Annotated in this window: 15 protein-coding genes and 4 pseudogenes; 8 read left to right on the top strand and 11 right to left on the bottom strand. The window is 36.5% G+C overall.

The genetic code is table 11. From position 1 onward, the window contains the following. Positions 1-2 precede the first annotated feature (2 nt). Entirely contained in the window at positions 3-1,625 is a 1,623-nt protein-coding gene (gene rbsK, locus FD36_RS06975) for a ribokinase (RefSeq protein WP_056957679.1), read from the bottom strand. Positions 1,626-1,982: 357 nt separating this feature from the next. Here rbsK and FD36_RS01650 point away from each other — a divergent pair, with 357 nt between their 5' ends. From FD36_RS01650 to FD36_RS01635, 4 genes and pseudogenes are all read left to right on the top strand, one after another. Then, complete coding sequence (locus FD36_RS01650) at positions 1,983-2,996, top strand: zinc-dependent alcohol dehydrogenase family protein (protein ID WP_056957746.1); 1,014 nt, start codon at positions 1,983-1,985, stop codon at positions 2,994-2,996. A 21-nt stretch (positions 2,997-3,017) separates the two neighbouring features. Beyond that, complete coding sequence (locus tag FD36_RS01645; protein ID WP_056957678.1) at positions 3,018-3,800, top strand: DUF6198 family protein; 783 nt, start codon at positions 3,018-3,020, stop codon at positions 3,798-3,800. Positions 3,801-4,025: 225 nt separating this feature from the next. Further along, positions 4,026-5,409: pseudogene (locus FD36_RS01640) on the top strand (APC family permease). Between the two features lie 153 nt (positions 5,410-5,562). After that, a complete protein-coding gene (locus FD36_RS01635) occupies positions 5,563-6,492 on the top strand; it encodes an NADP-dependent oxidoreductase (RefSeq protein ID WP_056957677.1) in 930 nt (309 codons plus the stop codon). 53 nt (positions 6,493-6,545) lie between these two features. Here the strand turns inward: FD36_RS01635 and FD36_RS01630 are convergent, their stop codons facing one another. Then, complete coding sequence (locus tag FD36_RS01630) at positions 6,546-7,307, bottom strand: ABC transporter permease (protein WP_014081595.1); 762 nt, start codon at positions 7,305-7,307, stop codon at positions 6,546-6,548. Continuing rightward, positions 7,300-7,956, bottom strand: coding sequence for an ABC transporter ATP-binding protein (locus FD36_RS01625; RefSeq protein WP_056957676.1), 657 nt, complete (start codon positions 7,954-7,956; stop codon positions 7,300-7,302). The genes FD36_RS01630 and FD36_RS01625 overlap by 8 nt, the downstream gene beginning before the upstream one ends. Positions 7,957-8,086: 130 nt before the next feature. On the opposite strand from FD36_RS01625, the gene rlmD reads away from it, so the two are divergent. Further along, positions 8,087-9,526 carry a 23S rRNA (uracil(1939)-C(5))-methyltransferase RlmD gene (gene rlmD / locus FD36_RS01620; RefSeq protein ID WP_056957675.1) on the top strand — a complete coding sequence of 480 codons (1,440 nt, stop codon included), beginning with the start codon at positions 8,087-8,089 and terminating at the stop codon, positions 9,524-9,526. A 14-nt stretch (positions 9,527-9,540) separates the two neighbouring features. Beyond that, positions 9,541-9,972 carry a hypothetical protein gene (locus FD36_RS01615; RefSeq protein WP_056957674.1) on the top strand — a complete coding sequence of 144 codons (432 nt, stop codon included), beginning with the start codon at positions 9,541-9,543 and terminating at the stop codon, positions 9,970-9,972. Between the two features lie 41 nt (positions 9,973-10,013). On the opposite strand, the gene rbsU is transcribed toward FD36_RS01615, so the two are convergent. From rbsU to FD36_RS01600, 3 genes are all read right to left on the bottom strand, one after another. Further along, positions 10,014-10,925 (bottom strand): ribose/proton symporter RbsU, encoded by a 912-nt coding sequence (gene rbsU, locus FD36_RS01610; protein ID WP_103450350.1) that lies wholly within the window; start codon positions 10,923-10,925, stop codon positions 10,014-10,016. Positions 10,926-11,022: 97 nt separating this feature from the next. After that, entirely contained in the window at positions 11,023-12,537 is a 1,515-nt protein-coding gene (gene glpK, locus FD36_RS01605; RefSeq protein WP_056957673.1) for a glycerol kinase GlpK, read from the bottom strand. A gap of 100 nt (positions 12,538-12,637) precedes the next feature. Further along, complete coding sequence (locus tag FD36_RS01600) at positions 12,638-12,889, bottom strand: hypothetical protein (RefSeq protein ID WP_082610573.1); 252 nt, start codon at positions 12,887-12,889, stop codon at positions 12,638-12,640. Positions 12,890-13,034: 145 nt separating this feature from the next. On the opposite strand from FD36_RS01600, the gene FD36_RS01595 reads away from it, so the two are divergent. Together FD36_RS01595 and tyrS are read left to right on the top strand one after the other, a co-directional pair. Then, complete coding sequence (locus tag FD36_RS01595) at positions 13,035-13,829, top strand: tyrosine-protein phosphatase (protein WP_056957672.1); 795 nt, start codon at positions 13,035-13,037, stop codon at positions 13,827-13,829. 237 nt (positions 13,830-14,066) lie between these two features. Further along, a complete protein-coding gene (gene tyrS, locus FD36_RS01590; protein WP_056957671.1) occupies positions 14,067-15,320 on the top strand; it encodes a tyrosine--tRNA ligase in 1,254 nt (417 codons plus the stop codon). Positions 15,321-15,376: 56 nt separating this feature from the next. On the opposite strand, the pseudogene FD36_RS06855 reads toward tyrS, so the two are convergent. The 5 genes and pseudogenes from FD36_RS06855 to FD36_RS01575 all read right to left on the bottom strand — a co-directional run. Next, a pseudogene (locus FD36_RS06855) lies at positions 15,377-15,520 on the bottom strand (phosphoglycerate dehydrogenase); the annotation flags it as partial. 93 nt (positions 15,521-15,613) lie between these two features. After that, complete coding sequence (locus FD36_RS01585) at positions 15,614-15,922, bottom strand: type 1 periplasmic-binding domain-containing protein (RefSeq protein ID WP_056957670.1); 309 nt, start codon at positions 15,920-15,922, stop codon at positions 15,614-15,616. 5 nt (positions 15,923-15,927) lie between these two features. After that, positions 15,928-16,065: pseudogene (locus FD36_RS07030) on the bottom strand (LacI family DNA-binding transcriptional regulator); the annotation flags it as partial. 201 nt (positions 16,066-16,266) lie between these two features. Further along, positions 16,267-19,440: pseudogene (gene carB, locus FD36_RS01580) on the bottom strand (carbamoyl-phosphate synthase large subunit). Beyond that, positions 19,440-20,537: a carbamoyl phosphate synthase small subunit gene (locus FD36_RS01575; RefSeq protein WP_056957669.1), complete on the bottom strand. Its 1,098-nt coding sequence runs from the start codon at positions 20,535-20,537 to the stop codon at positions 19,440-19,442. Before FD36_RS01575 ends, carB begins: the two are co-directional and overlap by 1 nt. Between the last annotated feature and the right edge of the window lie 336 nt (positions 20,538-20,873).

Raw genomic sequence — 20,873 nt, 5'->3', positions numbered from 1 at the left:
ATTTAAGATAGATCTGAACGCTTAATTGTTTTAATTTGATCTCCACCAATAATTAATTCGTCACAAACATTTAAGAACAACCCGTGTTCTACTACTCCAGTTTGCTTCTTCAAATCAATGGATAATTTTTCTAAGTCAGCATCTTTTGGAATGATAATGTTAATTAAATAATTACCTGAATCAGTTTCCAATATATCACCGTTATCTTTAAAGCGAAATTCTGGTTGATATCCATTTTCCTTCAAATAACGAAAGACTCCCATTCCACCAAAAGGAATTACTTCAATTGTTAAAATATGCCCAGCTAAAGAATCGGTGTATTTACTCTGATCAACAATCCAGATATTTTGCTTAGACATATCAGCAACAAGTTTTTCAAATAGTAGTGCTGCACCACCACCTTTAATTCCGTTAAGTTGATGATCAACAACATCCGCACCATCAACCGTTAAATCTACTTGATCAATAGTGTTAACATCTAACATCCGCATGCCCAACTTTTCAGCTAATTTTTCTGTCCCCACTGAAGTTGCAACACATTGAATATCTAAATGCTCATCATTGATTCGTTGATTAATGGCTTTAACAAAGTAAGCAGCTGTTGTTCCTGATCCCAATCCCAATACAATATGGTCAGGAACAAGTTTAGCAGCATAGGCTGCAGCTTGAGCTTTTTGTTTTTCAATTTCTGTTTTAGTCATCTGATCTTGATTAATGACATTCAAAATTGCTTCTCTGGTTGGAATTGAATTCTGTGCACCTGCAACTTGAATAGTTAATGATGAAGCATGACTAGCATAAAGCATTGCTTTTCGAATATTTGACAAATCAATTTCTAGTTGTGATGCAAGAGAACCAATAAAGGTATCTCCGGCTGCAGTAGTATCAACTACCTTTGCTGGAAATGGTGGAATTAAAGCATGGTCATCTGGGGTAGCAAAAAACGAGCCACGCCCACCAACGGTGATTATAACCATCTTAATTCCTCTTTCAAAGAAGAATTTTGCATTGGCTAACATCGATGTTTCATCTTTAACTTCAATTCCAGTTAAGGTTGCTGCTTCTGATTCATTAGGAGTAATAATATCTGTTAATTTTAGTAATTCTTCTGGAAGTTCCTTAGCAGGAGCTGGGTTCAAAATCGTCTGTACGCCATGTTCTTTCGCAATCTTAAAGGCCTCAATAACTGCTGGAACAGGAATTTCCAATTGAGCAATTACACGATCAGCATTAATAATTGCCGATTTGTGGGCGTCAACATCAGTAGGAGTCATGGCCATATTTGCACCACCATAGACATAAATCGAATTTTGACCTGATTTATCAACAGTGATGTAAGCTTTTCCGGTTTCTTGATCGGTGGTTGTAATCACATCGTCAATATTCATTCCGTCTGCTTTAAAACCCTTAACCATCATTTTCGCATCTTCATCATTACCTAGTTTAGTAATAAATGTAGTGTCTGCTCCAGAACGAGCAGCTGCAATAGCTTGGTTAGCACCTTTACCACCACCATGTGATTGTTGGTAAGTATTAATAGCCAAAGTTTCACCTGGAAGGGCATATTTTTCAACATTTAGAACTTTATCTACATTAGTCGAACCGACGACAATAATTTTTTTCATCTTTGTAGCCTCCTCTTTTCCACCTTAATTATAACGCACTTTCTAATCAATGTAAGCGTTTTCTTATTTTAAAAAACTTTGTGAAATATTAAACGAAGCTTTGAAAAAACATAATTGATTTTTTGGTTGTCATGATAGGCTTTGGCCCTATAACCTTTGCATTTAAAGTTTGTGAAATAAAAATTAATCAGTAAAACACCTTGCAATCAGTAAGGAAATCTCTTACTCTTGTAAGAGCAAAGGGCAAGCAAAACAGAATTTTATCGTTCAATACACAAATTAGCAATTTTGTTAGGCTTGCTCATAAATGTAACTATATAAATTATATTTAAGAGGAGATCTATTATGGCTGAAAAAATGAAAGCTTTAGTAATGACTGGCAAACAAGAAATGAAAATGGAAGAACGTGACATTCCAACTCCAAAAGACAACGAAGTATTAATTGAAACTGCTTACGCTGGTATTTGTGGAACTGATGACGCCCTCTTTAATGGACTTCCAGGTTCAGCAGATGCTGTTCCTCCAATTGTTTTAGGACACGAAAACTCTGGTGTTGTTAAAGCTGTTGGTAAGAATGTTACTGAATTTAAAGAAGGAGACCGTGTTTCCGTTGACCCTAACATTTACTGTGGTCACTGTTTCTACTGTCACACTGGTCTTTTTGAAGAATGTGAAAACCTTTCTGCAGTTGGTGTAACTCGTGATGGTGGTTTGGAACAATACTTCACTGCTCCTGATACTGTTGTTTACCGCATTCCAGATGCAGTTTCACTTAAAGCTGCATGTTCAATGGAACCTATCTCATGTGGTGTTCACACTATGCACATCATGGAAAACATCCAACCACATATGAGTGCTTTAATCATTGGTGATGGTTTCATGGCTAAATTATTTGCTCAATTATTAAGAGCTTACGGAATCCGTAACATCACTATGACTGGTCGTCATGACGATCTTCTTGCTAAAGAACAAAAAGAATTAAAATTAACCCACGTTGTTAACACAACTAAAGAAGAAATTCCTGGTGATTACGATATCGTAATCGAAGCCGTTGGTAAGCCTGAAACTCAAGAAGCTGCCGTTAAACACACTAACAATGGTGCTCAAGTATTCATGTTCGGTGTTGGTGAACCAGGCCAAACTTTCTCAATGAACACTTACGAAATTTTCAAGAAACAATTAACTGTTAAAGGTTCAATGATTAACCCTAACTCATTCGAAGACACTCTTGCATTACTTGAAACTGGTGCAGTTGAAGTTGAACCATACCAAGCTAACACAATTAGCTTAGACCAAGTTGAAGATGTATTGAACAAGACTACACCTATGACTGGTAAGACTGTTGTTGCAGTTAACCCAAACCTTAAATAATTAAATACGAGGAGAATTTACATGGCTGTTAAAAAAAACAAAAAAACCCCTCGTACAATCTCTATGAAAGCTTCAATTATTTACTTTGTAATTTCCTTAGTAATTAACTCACTTGGTAACGTATTAACTTTAGTTACTAGTGCCAAAGTTTTCCCATCATTCTTAGGTTCTGCCTACTGGACTGCTGCGGAAACCAACTTTGGAATTGCTTTCCATTGGAACTTGTTCTGGGCTTTCTTAATTCTAGGAATTGTGATTACCGTCTTAAATGCCATTTTGGTTGGTCGTTGGGATTGGGGTCGTGCATTAGGAAACGTAATCTTCATGGTACCTTTCTCATGGTTGATTCAAACTTTCTACACCCTCTTTACCACTACCATCAAATTACCAGAAGCACATTCAATTGGCTTAATCATTCTTTATGTCTTAATTAACTTCTTTGGAGTTTCTTTAATCGCGATTGCTATCTCAATTTATCAACGAGTTAACCTTGTTTTACATCCTGCTGATGATTTGATGCAAATCTTGCGTTTCAAGTACTTTAAAGGGGCTGCTGGAAAAGCAATGTGGGCTTCATACATTCCTCCTACCATTATGGGAGTAATTGCTTTTGCCATTACTCATCAGTTTACTTACTACGGAATTGGTACCATCTTTGCATTCTTATTCCAAGGTAATATCACTGGTTTGGCTGACAAACGTGTCTTTCCTAGCTTAAAGCATCAAGCAGTTGATATTGACCCTGAACTAGAGGAATCAATTGTAGCTACTGATATTGATGATGATATCAATAAAAAGAATTAAAAAATAAAATATTAAGTATTTTAAAACGCGTAATCTTCGGATTACGCGTTTTTTTATTCTATATAATCTTTTATTTTTCAGTATTTGACATGTCCGTTTTCGCAACGTGAACAAACGTTTAAATTTCATTGACACATTTTTAATTTATGTGGTATATTCTTAAAAATTAGAATTTTAACAAACAAGGAGGAATAAAAATGAAATCTTTATTTAGAAAAAAAAGACATCACTGGTTTGTTAGAACAAAAAACTCCCTTAGCAAGAACTCTAAAAACTTGGGATCTTACCTTTTTAGGAATTGGGGCCATTATTGGAACTGGGATTTTTGTGCTAACTGGTAAAGGAGCATTAGTTGCTGGACCAGGACTAGCTCTTTCGTTTCTGTTAGCTGCTATCTGTTGTGGATTTGCTGGACTTTGTTACGCTAAATTCGCTTCAATGGCTCCAATTTCAGGATCGGCTTACACATACTCATTTGCTTTTGGCGAAATTACTGCTTTTATCATTGGATGGGACTTGATTTTGGAATATGCTCTGGGAGCTGCTACCGTTTCAATAGGTTGGTCGGGTTATCTAGTGAACCTACTCGATAACTTTGGGCTTCATATTCCAACAGCCTTAACTGCAGCTGCTGGAACTACTCCGGGAGTGCACACCATTTTTAACCTCCCTGCTTTCTTGATTATTATCCTTATCACGTGGATTCTTTCAATGGGAATCAACCAAACTAAACGGGTTAATGACATTATGGTACTTATTAAATTAGCTGTAGTTATCCTATTTATTGTTTGTACTGTTTGGTTTATCAAAACAGCTAACTTGCACCCCTTTGTTCCTTACGGTTTGTACTCTGTTCATGACGGTACTGCAGCTGGAATCCATTCCCGCTGCTTCAATCGTTTTCTTCTCATTCATCGGTTTCGAGGCTGTATCATCAAGTGCTGAAGAAACAATCAACCCTAGTAAAACTCTCCCCCGTGGAATTCTTTTATCATTATTAATTTCTACAATTCTTTACATCATGATGACCCTTATCATGACAGGAGTAGTTAAATACACAGTTTACAGCAAATAACTTAACGCACCAATCTTAGCTGTTTTAGTAAAAACTGGTCAAAGCTGGCTTTCAATGATTGTTAGTCTAGGAGCTATCTTAGGAATGACAACCGTTCTATTGGTAATACTTTATGGTCAATCAAGAATCAGTTACTCAATGGCTCGTGATGGACTCTTCCCTAAAGTATTTAGTAAAGTCGATGCTAAAAGAAAAACTCCATTTGTGGTAACTTGGTTCTTTGGAATTGTAACTGCTTTAGCTGGTGGTTTCATTAACTTGAACATCTTAGCAGAACTAGTAAATATTGGTACTTTATCAGCCTTTATTCTCGTTTCAGCTGGAATCTTAGTAATGAGATACACCCAACCAAAAGCAAAAAGAGGTTTCAAAACTCCTCTTGTACCATTCACACCAATCATGGCCATCATATTCTGTTTCGTTCTAATTGCTGGATTAAATTGGGAAACATGGTTGCGGTTCATAGTTTGGTTGATCATCGGAATGATTTTCTACTTTGTTTACGGCCGAAAACATTCAGTTTTAAATAAATAACAACATAAAAAACAGTTAAAAATCTCTACCAACACTTGGTAGGGATTTTTTGCTTGGAATTATTCAAGTCATATTATTGTAAAGACTGAGATTAAAGACCTATGCTTGACTTGGTAAGAATGGTATTTTAATAGGAATTTAAAAGGATCAATTATGAAAGCATTTGGAATTAAATCATACGGTGGTCCTGAAAATATTACTGAATTAGAGGTTGAGAAGCCTCAAATTAATGATGACGAAGTTTTAGTGGAAACTAAGGCTGAAGGAATTAATCCATTTGATTGGAAAATCGCCAAAGGAATGGTTCAAAGTTGGTTAAAATTAACCTTCCCAATCATTACTAACTCTGACTTTGCTGGTGTAATCACTAAGATTGGAAAAAATGTCCAATCTTTTAAAGTTGGAGACCGCGTAACTGGTTTTACTTTAACTGGTGCATCCGCTCAATACATCGCTGCCAAACCAAACCGCTTAGCTCTTTTACCTGATAATGTCGACTTTGTCACTGGAGCTGGAATTCCTGAAGCATCCATGACCATTTGGCAAGGAATTTTTAACCACGCCCACATTATTCCCGGTCAAAAAGTTTTAATCCAAGGTGGAGCTGGTGGACTTGGAACATTTGGAATTCAATTACTTCATCAAATTGGGGCAACTGTCTACACCACTGCTAGTGCCAAAAATAAAGATTTACTAATCTCATTAGGTGCTGACCAAGTCATTGATTATCACACCACTAACATTAAAGATGTCTTACAGGACATAGAAGTGGTCTTTGATACCATTGGTGGTGAAAGCGTCGCAGATGATTTTGCTGTTCTTAAACCGGAAGGATTGTTAGTTTCTACATTAGGTGCTAAAGCTGATGAATTAGCAGTCAAAAAGCACATTCGGGTGATTGACGAGAGTGCCGACTTTAACCATCTCGATTTACAACCAATCGTTGATTTGATTGGTAAAGGTAAAGTAAAGGTAATCATCAGTCAAACCTTCCCCTTCTCAGTTGAAGGAATCCGTAAGGCAATTGAAACAAGTCAAAGCCATCATGCCGTTGGCAAATTAATTATCGATTTTAATAAATAACAGAAATAAAATAAAGACGTCTTTAGGTAAAAGCCTAAATGACGTCTTTTTACTTATTTAATTAATTGAGCATAACGATTAAAGAAACTCTTATAACCCATGTAACAACCAATAATTGAACTAATGGAAGTAATTCCGAGTAGCATAAACGTGACCATGATTTGATATTTAATGGCTAAGACTGGGTCGGCACCAGCAAAAATCATTCCTGACATCATTCCTGGTAACGCAACTAACCCAACCGTTTTAGCGGTATCAATCGTTGGTTGTAACCCAGTTTTGATAGAATCACGAATAATATTTTTACTAGCCATCATGGGAGTTGCACCTAAAGCAAGCATTTCCATAACTTGTGAACGCCGATCTTTAAACATCGAGCTCATCGTCCGAAAACAAAGTCCCATAGCCACCATCGAATTACTAACAATCATTCCTGTTAATGGAATAATCTGTGAAGGAATAAATTTAACTGATCCATCAAGAACTAGAACTAATAAAATAACAATCGTACTCGTCACAATGGCCGTTAACGAGATTTTGAAAGAATCCTTTAATCCATTACTTCTGCCTTTAGCATTATAGGCTCCATTAAAGATAATAATGAGAATCAAACAAATCGTTAATAACCAATTATCAATTTTAAAAACGTATTTTAGTACGTATCCTACGATAAATAACTGAACCACACAACGGATTGTCGCAACAATTAAAGACTTGGCGATCCCTAAATCTTGCTTATATCCAATCCATAAAGCAAATAGTACAAAAACTCCAGTTAGGGCCAACGCTGTATTCGAAACAATTAAATTATGCATCGCCACGCACCTCTTTCATTTCTCCATCGGTAATATCATAAAGATGTTTTGCTAATTTAATTTCTTCATCATCATGAGTAATCATAATGACAGTCACTTGGTGCTTGGTGTTAAAATAATCAATCATTTTATGGACACTATCTTTACTAGCATTGTCCAATCCAGTGGTAACCTCATCTAAGATGAGGACTTTTGGCACAAACATCACATTGCGTAACAACGCAATTCGTTGTTTTTCCCCACCAGATAAACTAGTCACTTGTCGATCTAAATCACCGGCACCTAAGTCAACCGTTTGAAGTGCTTTAATCGCATGTTGTTCATCAAACGATTTTTTGCAAATCATATACGGAAATTCCAAATTTTCTCGAACAGTATCTCCAAATAAAGTGGGCTGTTGCACAGCATAAGAAACTTGACGGCGATACGAAACCGAATCATATTCCTTAATATTCTTGCCTTCAAAATAGACTGCACCAGAAGTTGGGGTCAATAATGAAGCTAGTAATTTGGCAAATGTTGATTTACCACTTCCTGAAGGTCCGGTAATTGTAACAATATCAGCCTTGTCAACTGAAAAATTAATGTCTTTGATGATTTTAGTTTGGCCAACATCATAACAAAGCTTTTTAGTCTCTAACTGTCCCATGTATTTTCTCCTATTCTCTATGTACAATCTAATTATACGCTATATTTATAATCAAGAAAAATGCCAATTAATGATGTTTACCGTTATCATGCTATAATTAGAGTAATTGATTCAAACAAAAGGAGCACAAATGAAAAACGAAAATAACAATTATCGGCCCAAAAGAAACAACTTTAATAATCGTCGTCCTAGCAATCCGGGAGTACAAGTTAAATTAGGTCAACGGGTAACCGTGACCATCAAACGGCTTGGAATTAACGGTGAAGGAGTCGGATATTACCGTCGCAAGTTAATCTTCATTCCAGGTGCACTTCCTACTGAAGTTGTTCAAGCTGATATTACTGACATTCAGCCTAAATTTTTACGTGGTGAAGTCGTTCAAATCGATAAAAAGAGTCAATTCCGAATTGAACCTCGAGATGCCTACGCTAGTGAAGTCGGTGGCTTTGAACTCGAAGATTTAGAATACAGTCAACAATTAAAATTCAAAAGAGACTTGGTTAAACAGGCCCTTAGTCGCTATCACCCTCGTGGTTTTGAAAAGTATGATGTTCGTCCCACAATCGGGATGGAAAATCCCTATGAATATCGGAATAAAGCGGCGTTCCAAGTTCGGACGAATGCTGATGGCTATGTGATTGCCGGATTATACAAAGAAGGTACTCATGAAGTTGTGAATATGCCAACTTGTTCTGTTCAATACCCATTAACTATGAAGGTCATGAGAGCTGTAGTTAACATGGTCGAAGATTTTGAGATTCCCACTTATGATGAAAAGACTAATTCTGGAATTTTAAAAACCATTGTCGTGCGTGCTGCTTTAAACACAAATGACGTTCAAGTAGTTTTCATTACCAATTCAAACAAGTTAATCAAAAAGCAAAAATTAATTATGCGGATTGCCGAAGAACTCCCTGAAGTTACTTCAATCATGCAAAACGTTAATCCTGGAGAAACTCCACTTATCTGGGGCGATGAAACCATTCATTTAGCTGGTAGTGAAACCATTACCGAAAAAATTGATGGCTTAGCTTTTGACTTATCTCCTAGAGCTTTCTTACAATTAAATTCAATCATGACGCCCAAACTTTACCACTTAGCTGGTGAAGCCTTGAACCTCGATGCAAGTGATTATTTAGTTGATGCTTATTCCGGAGTTGGAACCATTGGACTAACGTTAGCTAATCAAGTTGCCGAAGTTCGTGGAATGGATACGGTTAAAGAAGCAATTGAAGATGCTAACGAAAATGCTAAAATCAATCACATTGATAATGCAGAATATTTCTACGGTAAAGCCGAAGATGTCCTTCCTCAATGGATGGCAGCTGGTTGGCGTCCAACCGCTTTAGTAGTTGATCCACCACGAGTTGGATTAGATCAGGCGTTGATTGATACTATTTTACAAACTCGTCCAGAAAAGTTTGTGTACGTATCATGTAATCAATCAACTTTAGCCCAAAATTTAGTGCAATTAACTAAATCATATAACGTTGATTATCTACAACCAATTGATATGATGCCACAAACCCCTCACGTCGAAATCGTCGTTAAATTTACCCTTAAAAAATAGGAGGAATCTGTTTTATGGATCCATTTTTCAATGGGAATAATGATGAAAATAATCAAGATGAAGAAGAAAAGAAAGCATTCTATTCTTTACTACCTAGCAACTATGCAATCGTTACTAATGGTGAAAACACAAAAGTAAATAAAGTCGGATTTTCATATACTTCCCTATTTTTTGGTGTTTTACCTGCTTTTTTAAGATCTGATTGGTACAACTTAGCTTGTATGATTGGAATCCAACTATTTTTTTCAATGTTGGTTACCTTTGTAACTGGGATTGGTTTAGATCAAGCCTCCGAATCACTTAGCTTTTTATTTCAGGTTATTTGGGGATTTATTTATAACTTAATGTATTTTAGACATCTTCAAAACATTGGTTATAAAGCTGGCACTCCAGAATCACTCAAGTTACTAGTTGAAAATCATTATTTCAAAGTTAAACGCAAATAAAAAATCCCCTTCTAACGAAGAGGATTTTTTGTTATTCAATTTTATAAGAATGCAGTAACTGTTGCTGCAAGAATAATCAAAGCTAAACCGATAAGCGTTGCAACCATTTCTTTGGTTGTTTTCTTTTGGTGAAGCATGTAAATTCCACTAAGAGTTGCAAGAACAACACTAGCTTGTGAAAATACAAAGGCTGTTGATAATCCTAAGAAAGCTGGTTGAGCTGCTACTAAGTAAGCTAACGCAGCAATTCCAAAGAAGAAACCAGCAACAATTTGTTTATATGAAACAGATTCTTTAAAGACGTTTTCTGACTTAAGGTTCATCAAACTGTAAATTACAGCCATCAATAACATTCCAAGAGTTTGTGGTAAGAATGCTTCCAAACCATTCATTGGAGCAGTTCTAGGAATAAAACTATGTGCCCAGTTTAGGTTTTCAATTTGTGGTGCAGCTGAGTACAACCAGTAACCTATTACCCCAATTAATTGATAAATCGTAGCTTTTCTTAAAGCAGCTACGTCAGTATTTTCTTTGTTTGAGCTCCAGGTAGTTAAAGTAGCACCAAGAATAATTACTACTAATGCAATAATTCCAATCACTTTGTGCATAATCCCAGGCCAACTACTTAAAGCAAAGGCACCCCATGAAGTAGTTGCAATCAATTGAAATGCCGTTGTAATAGGCATAACCCGTGATGAACCAACTAATGAATATCCTTTAAAGGCCATGATTTGACCGAATCCCCAACCAAGACCAGAAAGAATTCCGAAGACTAAGTTCCAACCCATTGGGAAACCGCATCCTGTAAAGAGAAATACAATAAATGCCACAATTATGGCACCTATTGTTGCACCTAGAATTTGGTTTGAAGGTTTACCACCAATTTTTGATGAAACTGTGGGAAAGAATCCCCAACCAAGAATCGGAATAATCCCAATTAATAAAGCTAACATTATTATATCCTCCAATATTTATCTGTTTTTACGAATTTAATTACACGTTCATTGTAACGCACTGAAACTTTATATGAAAACGGTTTCAACGAAAACTTTAATTTATTTCTGGTTTAAAAGTCTGGGCTGCCTTGACTGCTCGTTTCCAACCATGATAAAGTTTTTCTCTTTCTTGAGAACTAATTTCGGGGGTGAACAGCTTACCAGGTTCATGAATCGATTTTACTTCATCAATATCTTTCCAGAATCCAGTTGCCAAGCCAGCCAAAACAGCTGCTCCAAAGGCCGTCGTTTCTTCATCCGCCGCTCTTTCAACTGGTTTATCTAAGATATCAGCTTGAAATTGCATCAAATAACTATTCCGACTAGCCCCACCATCAGCTCCAAGTTGTGAAATTTTAATGTTGGCATCTGCTTCCATCGTATCAATAATATCTTTGGTACTATATGCAATCGACTGGAGGGTTGCCTTAACGATATCATCATCATTTGTTCCGCGAGTAATTCCAAAGATTGCACCCCGGACGCTTGAATCCCAGTATAGAGCACCTAATCCTGTAAAAGCAGGTACCAAATAGACTTCATTATCATTATTTGAACGTTTTGCCGCAATTCGTGAACCAGGAATACTACTAATCAATCCTAATTTGTCACGAAGCCACTTCAATGCACTTCCAGCCGTAAAAATCGATCCTTCTAATGCGTAATAAACTTTTCCATTCATTCCATAGGCAATCGTTGTTAATAATTTTTCATCTGAAATTTCTGGTTTAGTACCAGTGTTCATCATGATAAAAGCACCATCACCATAGGTACTTTCTACCATCCCTGGTTCAAGCCCCATTGATCCAATCAATGCTGCTTGTTGATCCCCAGCAATTCCTGCAATTGGCACTTGAACTCCATAAAATTGATAATTCTCGGTTGTTCCATAAACCTCATCAGAAGCATGGACCTCAGGTAACATTTGCACTGGAATATGCAAAATATCTAAAATATCTCGATCCCATTTCAATTCGTGAATGTTATAAAGCATTGTCCGGCTGGCATTACTGTAATCAGTAATATGATATTTTCCATCTGATAACTTCCATACCAGCCAACTGTCAATCGTTCCAAACAGTAATTCACCTTTTTCAGCCCGTTCTTGGGCTCCTTCAACGTGATCTAAAATCCAACGAACTTTGGTGGCTGAAAAGTATGCATTCAACACCAATCCCGTTTTTTCCCGAATTAAATCACTGTAGCCTTCCTCACGAAGTTGTTTAGCAATCCCAGTAGTTTGTTTTGAAAGCCATCCAATCGCATTATAAATTGGTTTACCGGTGTTTTTGTCCCATACAACGGTTGTTTCTCGTTGGTTAGTAATTCCAATTGCTCTAATCTTTTCAGGATGAATTCGGGCGTCAATCATGGCACTAGAAATTGCTGATAAAACAGAACTCCAAATTAAATCAGGATCTTGTTCCACCCATCCATTTTTGTCATTTTTTTGGGACAATGGTTTCGTACTTTCAATTACCTTGCGACCACTATAATCATAAAAAACGGCTCTAGTACTTGTTGATCCTTGGTCAATTGCTAGTACATACTTAGTTTCGTCATCTTCCACAAGTTTCCCTCCTTTCTGCTTTTAATTTGTTTAATCATCAGATCTGTTTAGCAACAAAAAAGAAGCGACATTTGTCACTTCTCTTTTACCGATTAACTAATTAACGTTTAATTTGAACACGAATATCAGCATCAACTTCTACAGGTTCAACTTCTTCTTTGTAGTCAAAGTCAGCTTCTTTAAAGTATTTTTTCATTTCATCGTTAATCACGTTAAGATCACGAACATCACCATTTTGGCGATTAATTAAAATCGTGTATTCGTTAGTATCTTCATCAACGTTTTCAAAGTTATAAATTACATCGACAGTATTCAAAATTTCTTGAATCATTTGACGTTCAGACATTTCCATAATTATGTATCCCCTTAATTGTTTTCTATCCTTATAGATTAGTCCAATTGTTCTGCTTTGTAAACAAAAATAGCTTGCAAATGAAAGTGAGTCTAAAACAGTGATATAATAGGCATACTGAATACAGATAAAAGGACGTGAAATAATGGAAAACAAACGTGTAATTAATCTTGATAATGCCGATAATGTTCGTGAATTAGGTGGCTATCAAACAATGGACGGTCACCACATTAAATGGCATAAGTTACTTCGTTCTGGTAGCTTAGGCTTCATTAATGATCGCGAAGTTCAATTTTTAGAAGATTATGGAGTCCGTTATGACGTTGATCTTCGCTCTGCTCAAGAGGTCAAAGATGTTAAAGATCTTGTTGATGGTAGCAAACTTCACTATATTTTTGATCCCGTCTTTAACGAAGATCGAACTGATAATTCCCAAGACCCAGAAGAATTTCATCAACTTGTAGAAGAACATCCCGAATATGGAATGCAACACATGGAAGAGGTATATCGCCAAATGATTACCCAAGCTCCTTGTCGTAAAGCATTCCATGAATTATTCATGGTCTTATTAGAAAATAAAATTGACGGTCAATCAGTCCTTTTCCATTGTACTGCTGGAAAAGATCGGACCGGAATGTCAGCTGTTTTCATTTTAGCTGCATTAGGTGTCGATATGGAGACCATCCGTAAAGACTATATTCTTACCAACGATGTTGTCAAAGATGTGATTGGACGAAAAGTCCAAGAAGTTCGAACAGCTGGTTTTTCTGAACACGCTGCTAACAATTTAAAGACCCTATACAGCGTTAACATGGTCTTCTTGGATGCTGCTTTAGAGGAAATCACAAAACATTATGGTAACATGCAGAATTTCTTACATGATGGTTTAGATTTAACTGATGAAGATATTGATAAACTTAAAACTTATTATTTAGATTAAAATTGTCGAATTTTAAGTGTTATGTTAAGATTACTGTATTAAATAGTTTTATTTCTGTGATGTCAGAGAATTGGCGGTTGCTGCAAGCCATGCAGGAAATAAAATGAATTACCTAACCTTTAAAAATTAAATATTAATGAGTGTAGACTTCGGTCTAAACGTGGGTGGTACCGCGCAAATTTGCGTCCCTATAGCAGTTGCTATAGGGATTTTTTTACACTCAAATTGGAGGATAACATGGATATTTTAGAAGATTTACAATGGCGTGGTGCCATTAATCAAGAAACTGATGCTGAAGGTTTAGCCAAAGAAATTGCTGACCATAAAATTGCCCTTTACTGTGGTACTGATCCCACTGGTAACAGTATGCACATCGGTCATTTAATTCCCTTCATGATTTTGGAACGATTTGCTCGTTACGGTCATCACCCTTACATTTTAATCGGTGGTGCCACTGGTTCGATTGGTGATCCTAGTGGCCGAAAGTCGGAACGTCAACTTCAAACCATGGAACAAGTTCATCATAATGAAGTTGCTTTAACCAAACAGATGAAAAAACTCTTTGGTAGAAACTCTGATATTACCATCGTTAACAATTACGATTGGACTAAAGACGTTAGTTTACTTGATTTCTTGCGAGACTACGGAAAGTTATTCAACGTTAACACCATGTTAGCGAAAGACGTTGTTGCTAGTCGTTTAGATCAAGGAATTTCTTTCACAGAATTCACTTACCAAATTCTCCAAGCCTTTGATTTCTACCACCTATACAAAAATCATCACGTACAACTAGAAATTGGTGGTTCTGACCAATGGGGAAACATTACAGCTGGAACTGATCTAATTCATCGTTTAGCTGGTCCTGATGCTAAAGTATTTGGTTTAACGATTCCATTAATGGTTAAAGCCGATGGAACTAAATTCGGTAAAACAGCTGGTGGTGCTGTCTGGCTTGATCCAGAAAAAACATCTACTTACGAATTTTACCAATTCTGGTTTAACCAAGATGACCGTGACGTTATCAAATACTTGAAATACTTTACTTTCTTGGATAAAGACCAAATCGATGCTTTAGCTGAAAAAGTGAAGGCCGAGCCTTGGAAACGTGAAGCCCAAAAAGTCCTAGCTGAACAAGTCACTGAATTCGTGCACGGTAAGGAAGCTGTAGAAAATGCGGAACGAATTTCTGCCATCCTCTTCAAAGGTAATGTCCAAAAACTTTCAACCGCTGAAGTTGCGCAAGCCTTTAATGGGGTTCCTACTTCAGAAATTAGTAACACTCCAATTAACATCGTTGACTTAATCATGGAACTAGGCGTTGACAAGTCAAAACGACAAGCTCGTGAAGACGTTACTAACGGTGCTATCACCGTTAATGGAGTTAAAGTAACTGATGTCGAAACTGAAATTAATCCTGCTGACAACTTTGACGGTAAATACGTAATTGTACGTCGCGGAAAGAAGAAACATTTCTTAGCAAAAGTTAAATAACATCACGAAAAAAGCTAATCACAAAATTTGTTGTGGTTAGCTTTTTTTATATATTCTTATTTAGCAACATTCCATAAAGGTTGTTCACCTTCTGAAACTCTAACAATTTCACTAGCGGCATCATAGGCCATCCGATTCATGCATTCAACCGTATTTGAAGCAATATGAGGAGTTAATAATACATTATCTAAACTTAAGTAAGCTACGTGGTGCTACTTTCATATAATCAAGTCCCCAAACGTTCCAAGACTGAGTAATATCAGTTGAAACAGCAAGTAGTGTAGGAACGTACATCAAAGGCAATAAAAATTATCCGTAACAACGCTCGACCATAAACCATTTTCAATCTCTCGATCAACTACTACAGTTGAAATATTGTTGAATAAGTTTTCTTCTAAAAGATTTAAGTTAGTATTTAACGGTTGCAAAATTATTCCACCAAAAATATGCTGTGTACTAATTGATAAAAGCATTTCCAATTCATTTTTTAAATCATTATTAGAGTCAAGCATTACTGCTGTATAGCCTTTTTTTCTTAATGATGAACTAACTCCCTTAAATATTTCAGTCGAAAAATAATCGTTAACGTTAGCTACTAACACAGCAATTAAATTACTTTTTTTGTTACTAAATTTCTTGCTGCCTCATCAGGGGTATACTTTAATTTTTTAATCGCATCTTTAACTTTTTCGGCTGTTTTTAACGATAGGTGCTTATTTTTACCATTTAGATATCTCGAAACAGTTGCACTTGATACTCATGAAAGTTCAGCCACATCACGCATTGTTACATTATTTTTCATTTTTTCACCACTTTTATAATATTTTATAATTATTTTAATTATACGATTTTTATTTAGTCTTTTGAACTTCGGTAAAAAAAACTACATTATCTGCTATGTTACTTAATTTAACCTAACAGGTAGTGTAGTCTTTTTTTACTTAAATTATAAACTTTGCGTTGTAAATGATTGTGATTCTAAAACTTGTAAGATTGCTTCCACTGTATCTAAAGAGGTAAATAATGGAATATCGTGAGAAATAGCAGCACTCCGAATGCGAGCACCATCATCTTCACTTTCCTTTTCGTTCGAAATAGTATTTACCACCATTTGAATCTTCTAATCCATCATTTGTTTTAATAAACTATCTTCTTCGCCCAGCTTACCAACTGTAGTTACGGGAACACCAGCCTTTTCAAGGGCTTTGGCAGTTCCTTCAGTGGCTAAAATTTGGTAACCTAAATCCCAAAAACGTTTTGCTAGAGCATCCGTTTCTGCTTTATCGCCATCTTTAACAGTAAACAAGATTTTACCGTGATCTGGGACATGAAGTTTTGCGGCTTCAAAGGATTTGTAAAGTGCCTTAGACAAAGTAACATCAGAACCCATCACTTCCCCCGTTGATTTCATTTCGGGTCCCAATAAGCTGTCAACATCATTTAATTTTGAAAATGAGAAGACTGGTGCTTTCACATGGATTAATTTACTTTCTGGTGCAAGACCTGATTTGTAACCTTGTTTTGCTAAGGATTGACCCAAAATAATGTTAGTTGCTACTTGCGCCATTGAAATTCCGGTTACTTTACTCAAGAACGGAACGGTCCGACTAGCACGGGGGTTAACTTCGATTACATAAACTTCTTCATTATGCACAATAAATTGAATATTCATTAAACCGATACAACCCAGTTCAAGAGATAATTCTTTTGTATACTTAATAATTTGATCTTTAACCTTTTGGGAAAGAGTTTGCGCTGGGTAAACAGCCATTGAATCTCCAGAATGGACACCAGCTCTTTCGATATGTTCCATAATTCCAGGAATCAAAACGTCTTTTCCATCACTAATGGCATCAACTTCACATTCTTTACCAGTTAAATATTGATCAATTAAGACCGGATGATCGTTAGAAACTTTTACGGCATTCCGCATGTAGTTTTCCATGTCGGCACGTTTGTTAACGATTTCCATCGCCCGTCCACCAAGCACATAACTAGGACGAACAACAATTGGATAACCAATTTCATCCGCACATTTAATGGCTTCGGCAACAGTACTAGCAATTCCCCCAGTTGGTTGTGGAATTCCAAGTTTTTTGATAACTTTATCAAATTCATCCCGATCTTCTGCCCGATTTAAATCAGCCACTGAAGTTCCTAGAATTTTAACACCGCGTTTGGCAAGTGGTTCAGCTAAGTTAATGGCAGTTTGTCCCCCGAATTGAACGACAACTCCCTTAGGTTTTTCTAAATCAATCACATTCATAACTTCTTCCACTGTAAGTGGTTCGAAATAAAGTTTGTCTGAGATCGAAGAATCAGTCGAAACCGTTTCTGGATTATTATTCATAATAATAGATTCGTAACCGGCCTTTTTGATGGCTTCCACTGAATGAACGGTAGCGTAATCAAATTCGACCCCTTGTCCAATTCTAATTGGACCTGAACCCAAGACTAAAACTGATTCTTGATCTGTCTTCACACTTTCATTTTCTAATTCGTAAGTACTGTAAAAGTATGGTGTTTCTGATTCAAATTCACCAGCACAAGTATCAACCATTTTGTAAACTGGAATAATGTCGTTTTTAACTCGCAAATCACGAACTTCATCTGCGGTTTGATTCCATAATTTAGCAATGTTTTCGTCCGAAAAACCGTTTCGTTTGGCAATCCGTAAAAGATCAACATCGTTAATCCCTTCCCGTAAAGCCTCTGCTATTTCATAAATATGAAGTAATTTATCAAGGAAGAAAATATGAATCTTAGTCATTTCCGCTAATTTTTCAATTGAATAACCCCGTTTGATTGCTTCATAGAGATAGAATAAACGGTCATCTTGAGCCTTCACAATGCCACAATCTAATTCCTCATCACTTAAGTTAGCTAATTCAGGATCATCCATGTCAGTTAAATCAATATCTAATGAACGCACGGCTTTTAGAATTGAACCTTCAATGTTTCGGTCAATCGCCATTGCTTCACCAGTGGCCTTCATTTGTGTTCCTAAAGTTCTGTCAGCCTTTGTGAACTTATCAAATGGCCAACGAGGAATTTTACATACGACATAATCTAAAGCAGGTTCAAATTCTGCATAAGTGGTTCCCGTAACTGGATTCATAATTTCATCTAAGTTTAAACCAACTGCGATTTTAGCAGCTACTCGAGCAATCGGATAACCAGTTGCTTTTGATGCTAAAGCACTTGAACGACTAACTCGTGGATTAACTTCAATCACATAGTAATTCATACTATTGGGATCTAAAGCTAATTGAACGTTACAGCCCCCTTCAATTTTAAGGGCACGAATAATTTTCAAAGCAGCATCACGTAACATTTGCACTTCATCATCAGAAAGAGTTTGAATTGGAGCAAAAACAATTGAATCTCCTGTATGAATACCAACGGGATCGAAGTTTTCCATGTTACAAACCACCATTGCATTATCAGCGGCATCTCGCATTACTTCAAATTCAATTTCTTTGTAACCAGCGATACTTTGTTCAATTAATACTTGAGTTACTGGTGAGAGATATAAACCATTGTCAGCAATTTCACGGAGTTGTGCTTCATTATCAGCAATTCCACCACCTGTTCCACCCATCGTAAAGGCTGGACGAACAATCACTGGATAACCATGTTTTGAAGCAAAAGCAACCGCTTGATCAACGGTGTTAGCAATTACTGATTTGGGAACAGGTTGCTTTAAGTCCCGCATTAATTGACGGAATTGTTCCCGATCTTCGGCTTCGTTAATGGCCTTCAAATCAGTTCCTAATAATTTGATTTTCATTTCATCAAGAATTCCTGAATCAGATAATTCTTTGGCCATGTTCAAACCTTGTTGGCCACCAAGCGTTGGTAAAATGGCATCAGGGCGTTCTTTTCTCAAAACTTGAGAAACAAAATCAAGGGTCAATGGTTCAATATAAACTTTATCAGCAACTTCTTTATCAGTCATGATGGTAGCTGGATTAGAGTTTACCAACACTACTTCATAACCAAGTTCTTTTAAAGCAAGACAGGCTTGGGTTCCTGAATAATCAAATTCAGCGGCTTGGCCAATAATAATCGGACCAGAACCAATTACCATAATTTTTTTAACATCTGTTCTTTTAGGCATTATTCGCTCACCTTTCTTGTCCAATCGAGTTGCTTATCGTCCATCATCTTCATGAAAACATCAAAAAGATAATCAGCGTCATGTGGTCCCGGAGCAGCATCTGGATGAAATTGTGCAGAAAAAGCTGGTAGCTTAGTATGTTGTAGACCTTCCACTGTTCCATCGTTGATTTCTTCTAAAATGACTTTTAAATCTGTTCCTTTAACTGAGTCACGGTCAACCATATAACCATGATTTTGTGAAGTAAAATCAATTCGTCCAGTTTCTAGGTTACGGACGGGATGATTAAACCCACGATGACCAAATTTCATTTTTTTAGTTTTAGCACCATTAGCAAGGGCAAACAATTGGTTACCCATACAAATTCCAAATAAAGGATATTTTTGTTCAGCTTGTCGAATCATTTCAAGCGTTGATTCTGGCACGTCAGTTGGATCTCCAGGTCCATTTGTAAGCATGACCCCATCTGGATTAAAGTTTTCGATGTCTTGAATTGTCGCAGTTGGAGGAAGCACGACTACATCACAATCACGTTTGGCTAATTCACGTAAGATTGAATATTTAAGACCAAAATCAATTACGACTACCCGACGTCCCATTGCAGGAGCAGGATATGCATTACTAGTGGCACTTTCTGGAATTTCATTATGACTTAATTCAGTCGCTTTTAATTTAGCAACACTATCATCATCAATGTGATTTAAAATGGCAGCCTTCATTGCTCCATGTTCACGAATGTGTTTTGTGATTGCACGAGTATCAATTCCACTAATTCCAGGAATGTTTTCTTGTTTTAAATATTCTGGAAGGGTCATACTCATTCGCCAGTTAGCAGTTCGACGTGCAATTTCACTGACAACTACCCCTTTACAAGTAGGTGTTGCTGATTCTAGGTTGTCTCGATTAATCCCGTAGTTTCCAATCAAGGGATAGGTAAACATTAAAATTTCACCATTGTATGATTGGTCTGAAATTGATTGTTGATACCCGGACATTCCGGTACTGAAAACTAACTCACCGACTGTTTCCTTGTCGCCACCGAAAGCTTCCCCAGTATAAATATTTCCGTCTTCTAAGACTAAGTACCGTTTTTTCATGCCATCCTCCAAATTTTAGACAAATAAAAAGCTACTAACCAGTTTCCGAGTTAGTAGCCCAATTGATTATCATTATTAGCTTTCAATTGGTTCCTCACTGGAAACTTTAAATTGACAATATGCGTAGTGTTAATCAGATGATTTTGACATCTCACGGGATGCACTTAAAACCATCAGTTCTTTTCTCATAATCTTACTTTTAAAAGGTGCAAAAGTCAAGATAGATTACAAAAAGCGATTTAACTCAGATAGAATTCAATCGCTTTTTTAGACTAATTTATAAAAAATATTTATTATTTATCTTCGTTTCTCTTTTTTGGATGTAAGCTGATTCCT

Origin of the sequence: Fructilactobacillus sanfranciscensis DSM 20451 (assembly GCF_001436035.1) — a bacterium.
Lineage (GTDB): Bacteria > Bacillota > Bacilli > Lactobacillales > Lactobacillaceae > Fructilactobacillus > Fructilactobacillus sanfranciscensis.
Note: the sequence above shows the minus strand (reverse complement) of the source record. Positions and strands in the feature narration are given on the sequence as shown.

Excerpts from the sequence above, each read along its gene's own strand:
- rbsK (WP_056957679.1), bottom strand. The coding sequence starts at position 1,625 with ATGAAAAAAATTATTGTCGTCGGTTCGACTAATGTAGATAAAGTTCTA.
- FD36_RS01650 (WP_056957746.1), top strand. The coding sequence starts at position 1,983 with ATGAAAGCTTTAGTAATGACTGGCAAACAAGAAATGAAAATGGAAGAA.
- FD36_RS01645 (WP_056957678.1), top strand. The coding sequence starts at position 3,018 with ATGGCTGTTAAAAAAAACAAAAAAACCCCTCGTACAATCTCTATGAAA.
- FD36_RS01635 (WP_056957677.1), top strand. The coding sequence starts at position 5,563 with ATGAAAGCATTTGGAATTAAATCATACGGTGGTCCTGAAAATATTACT.
- FD36_RS01630 (WP_014081595.1), bottom strand. The coding sequence starts at position 7,307 with ATGCATAATTTAATTGTTTCGAATACAGCGTTGGCCCTAACTGGAGTT.
- FD36_RS01625 (WP_056957676.1), bottom strand. The coding sequence starts at position 7,956 with ATGGGACAGTTAGAGACTAAAAAGCTTTGTTATGATGTTGGCCAAACT.
- rlmD (WP_056957675.1), top strand. The coding sequence starts at position 8,087 with ATGAAAAACGAAAATAACAATTATCGGCCCAAAAGAAACAACTTTAAT.
- FD36_RS01615 (WP_056957674.1), top strand. The coding sequence starts at position 9,541 with ATGGATCCATTTTTCAATGGGAATAATGATGAAAATAATCAAGATGAA.
- rbsU (WP_103450350.1), bottom strand. The coding sequence starts at position 10,925 with ATGTTAGCTTTATTAATTGGGATTATTCCGATTCTTGGTTGGGGATTC.
- FD36_RS01600 (WP_082610573.1), bottom strand. The coding sequence starts at position 12,889 with ATGGAAATGTCTGAACGTCAAATGATTCAAGAAATTTTGAATACTGTC.
- FD36_RS01595 (WP_056957672.1), top strand. The coding sequence starts at position 13,035 with ATGGAAAACAAACGTGTAATTAATCTTGATAATGCCGATAATGTTCGT.
- tyrS (WP_056957671.1), top strand. The coding sequence starts at position 14,067 with ATGGATATTTTAGAAGATTTACAATGGCGTGGTGCCATTAATCAAGAA.
- FD36_RS01575 (WP_056957669.1), bottom strand. The coding sequence starts at position 20,537 with ATGAAAAAACGGTACTTAGTCTTAGAAGACGGAAATATTTATACTGGG.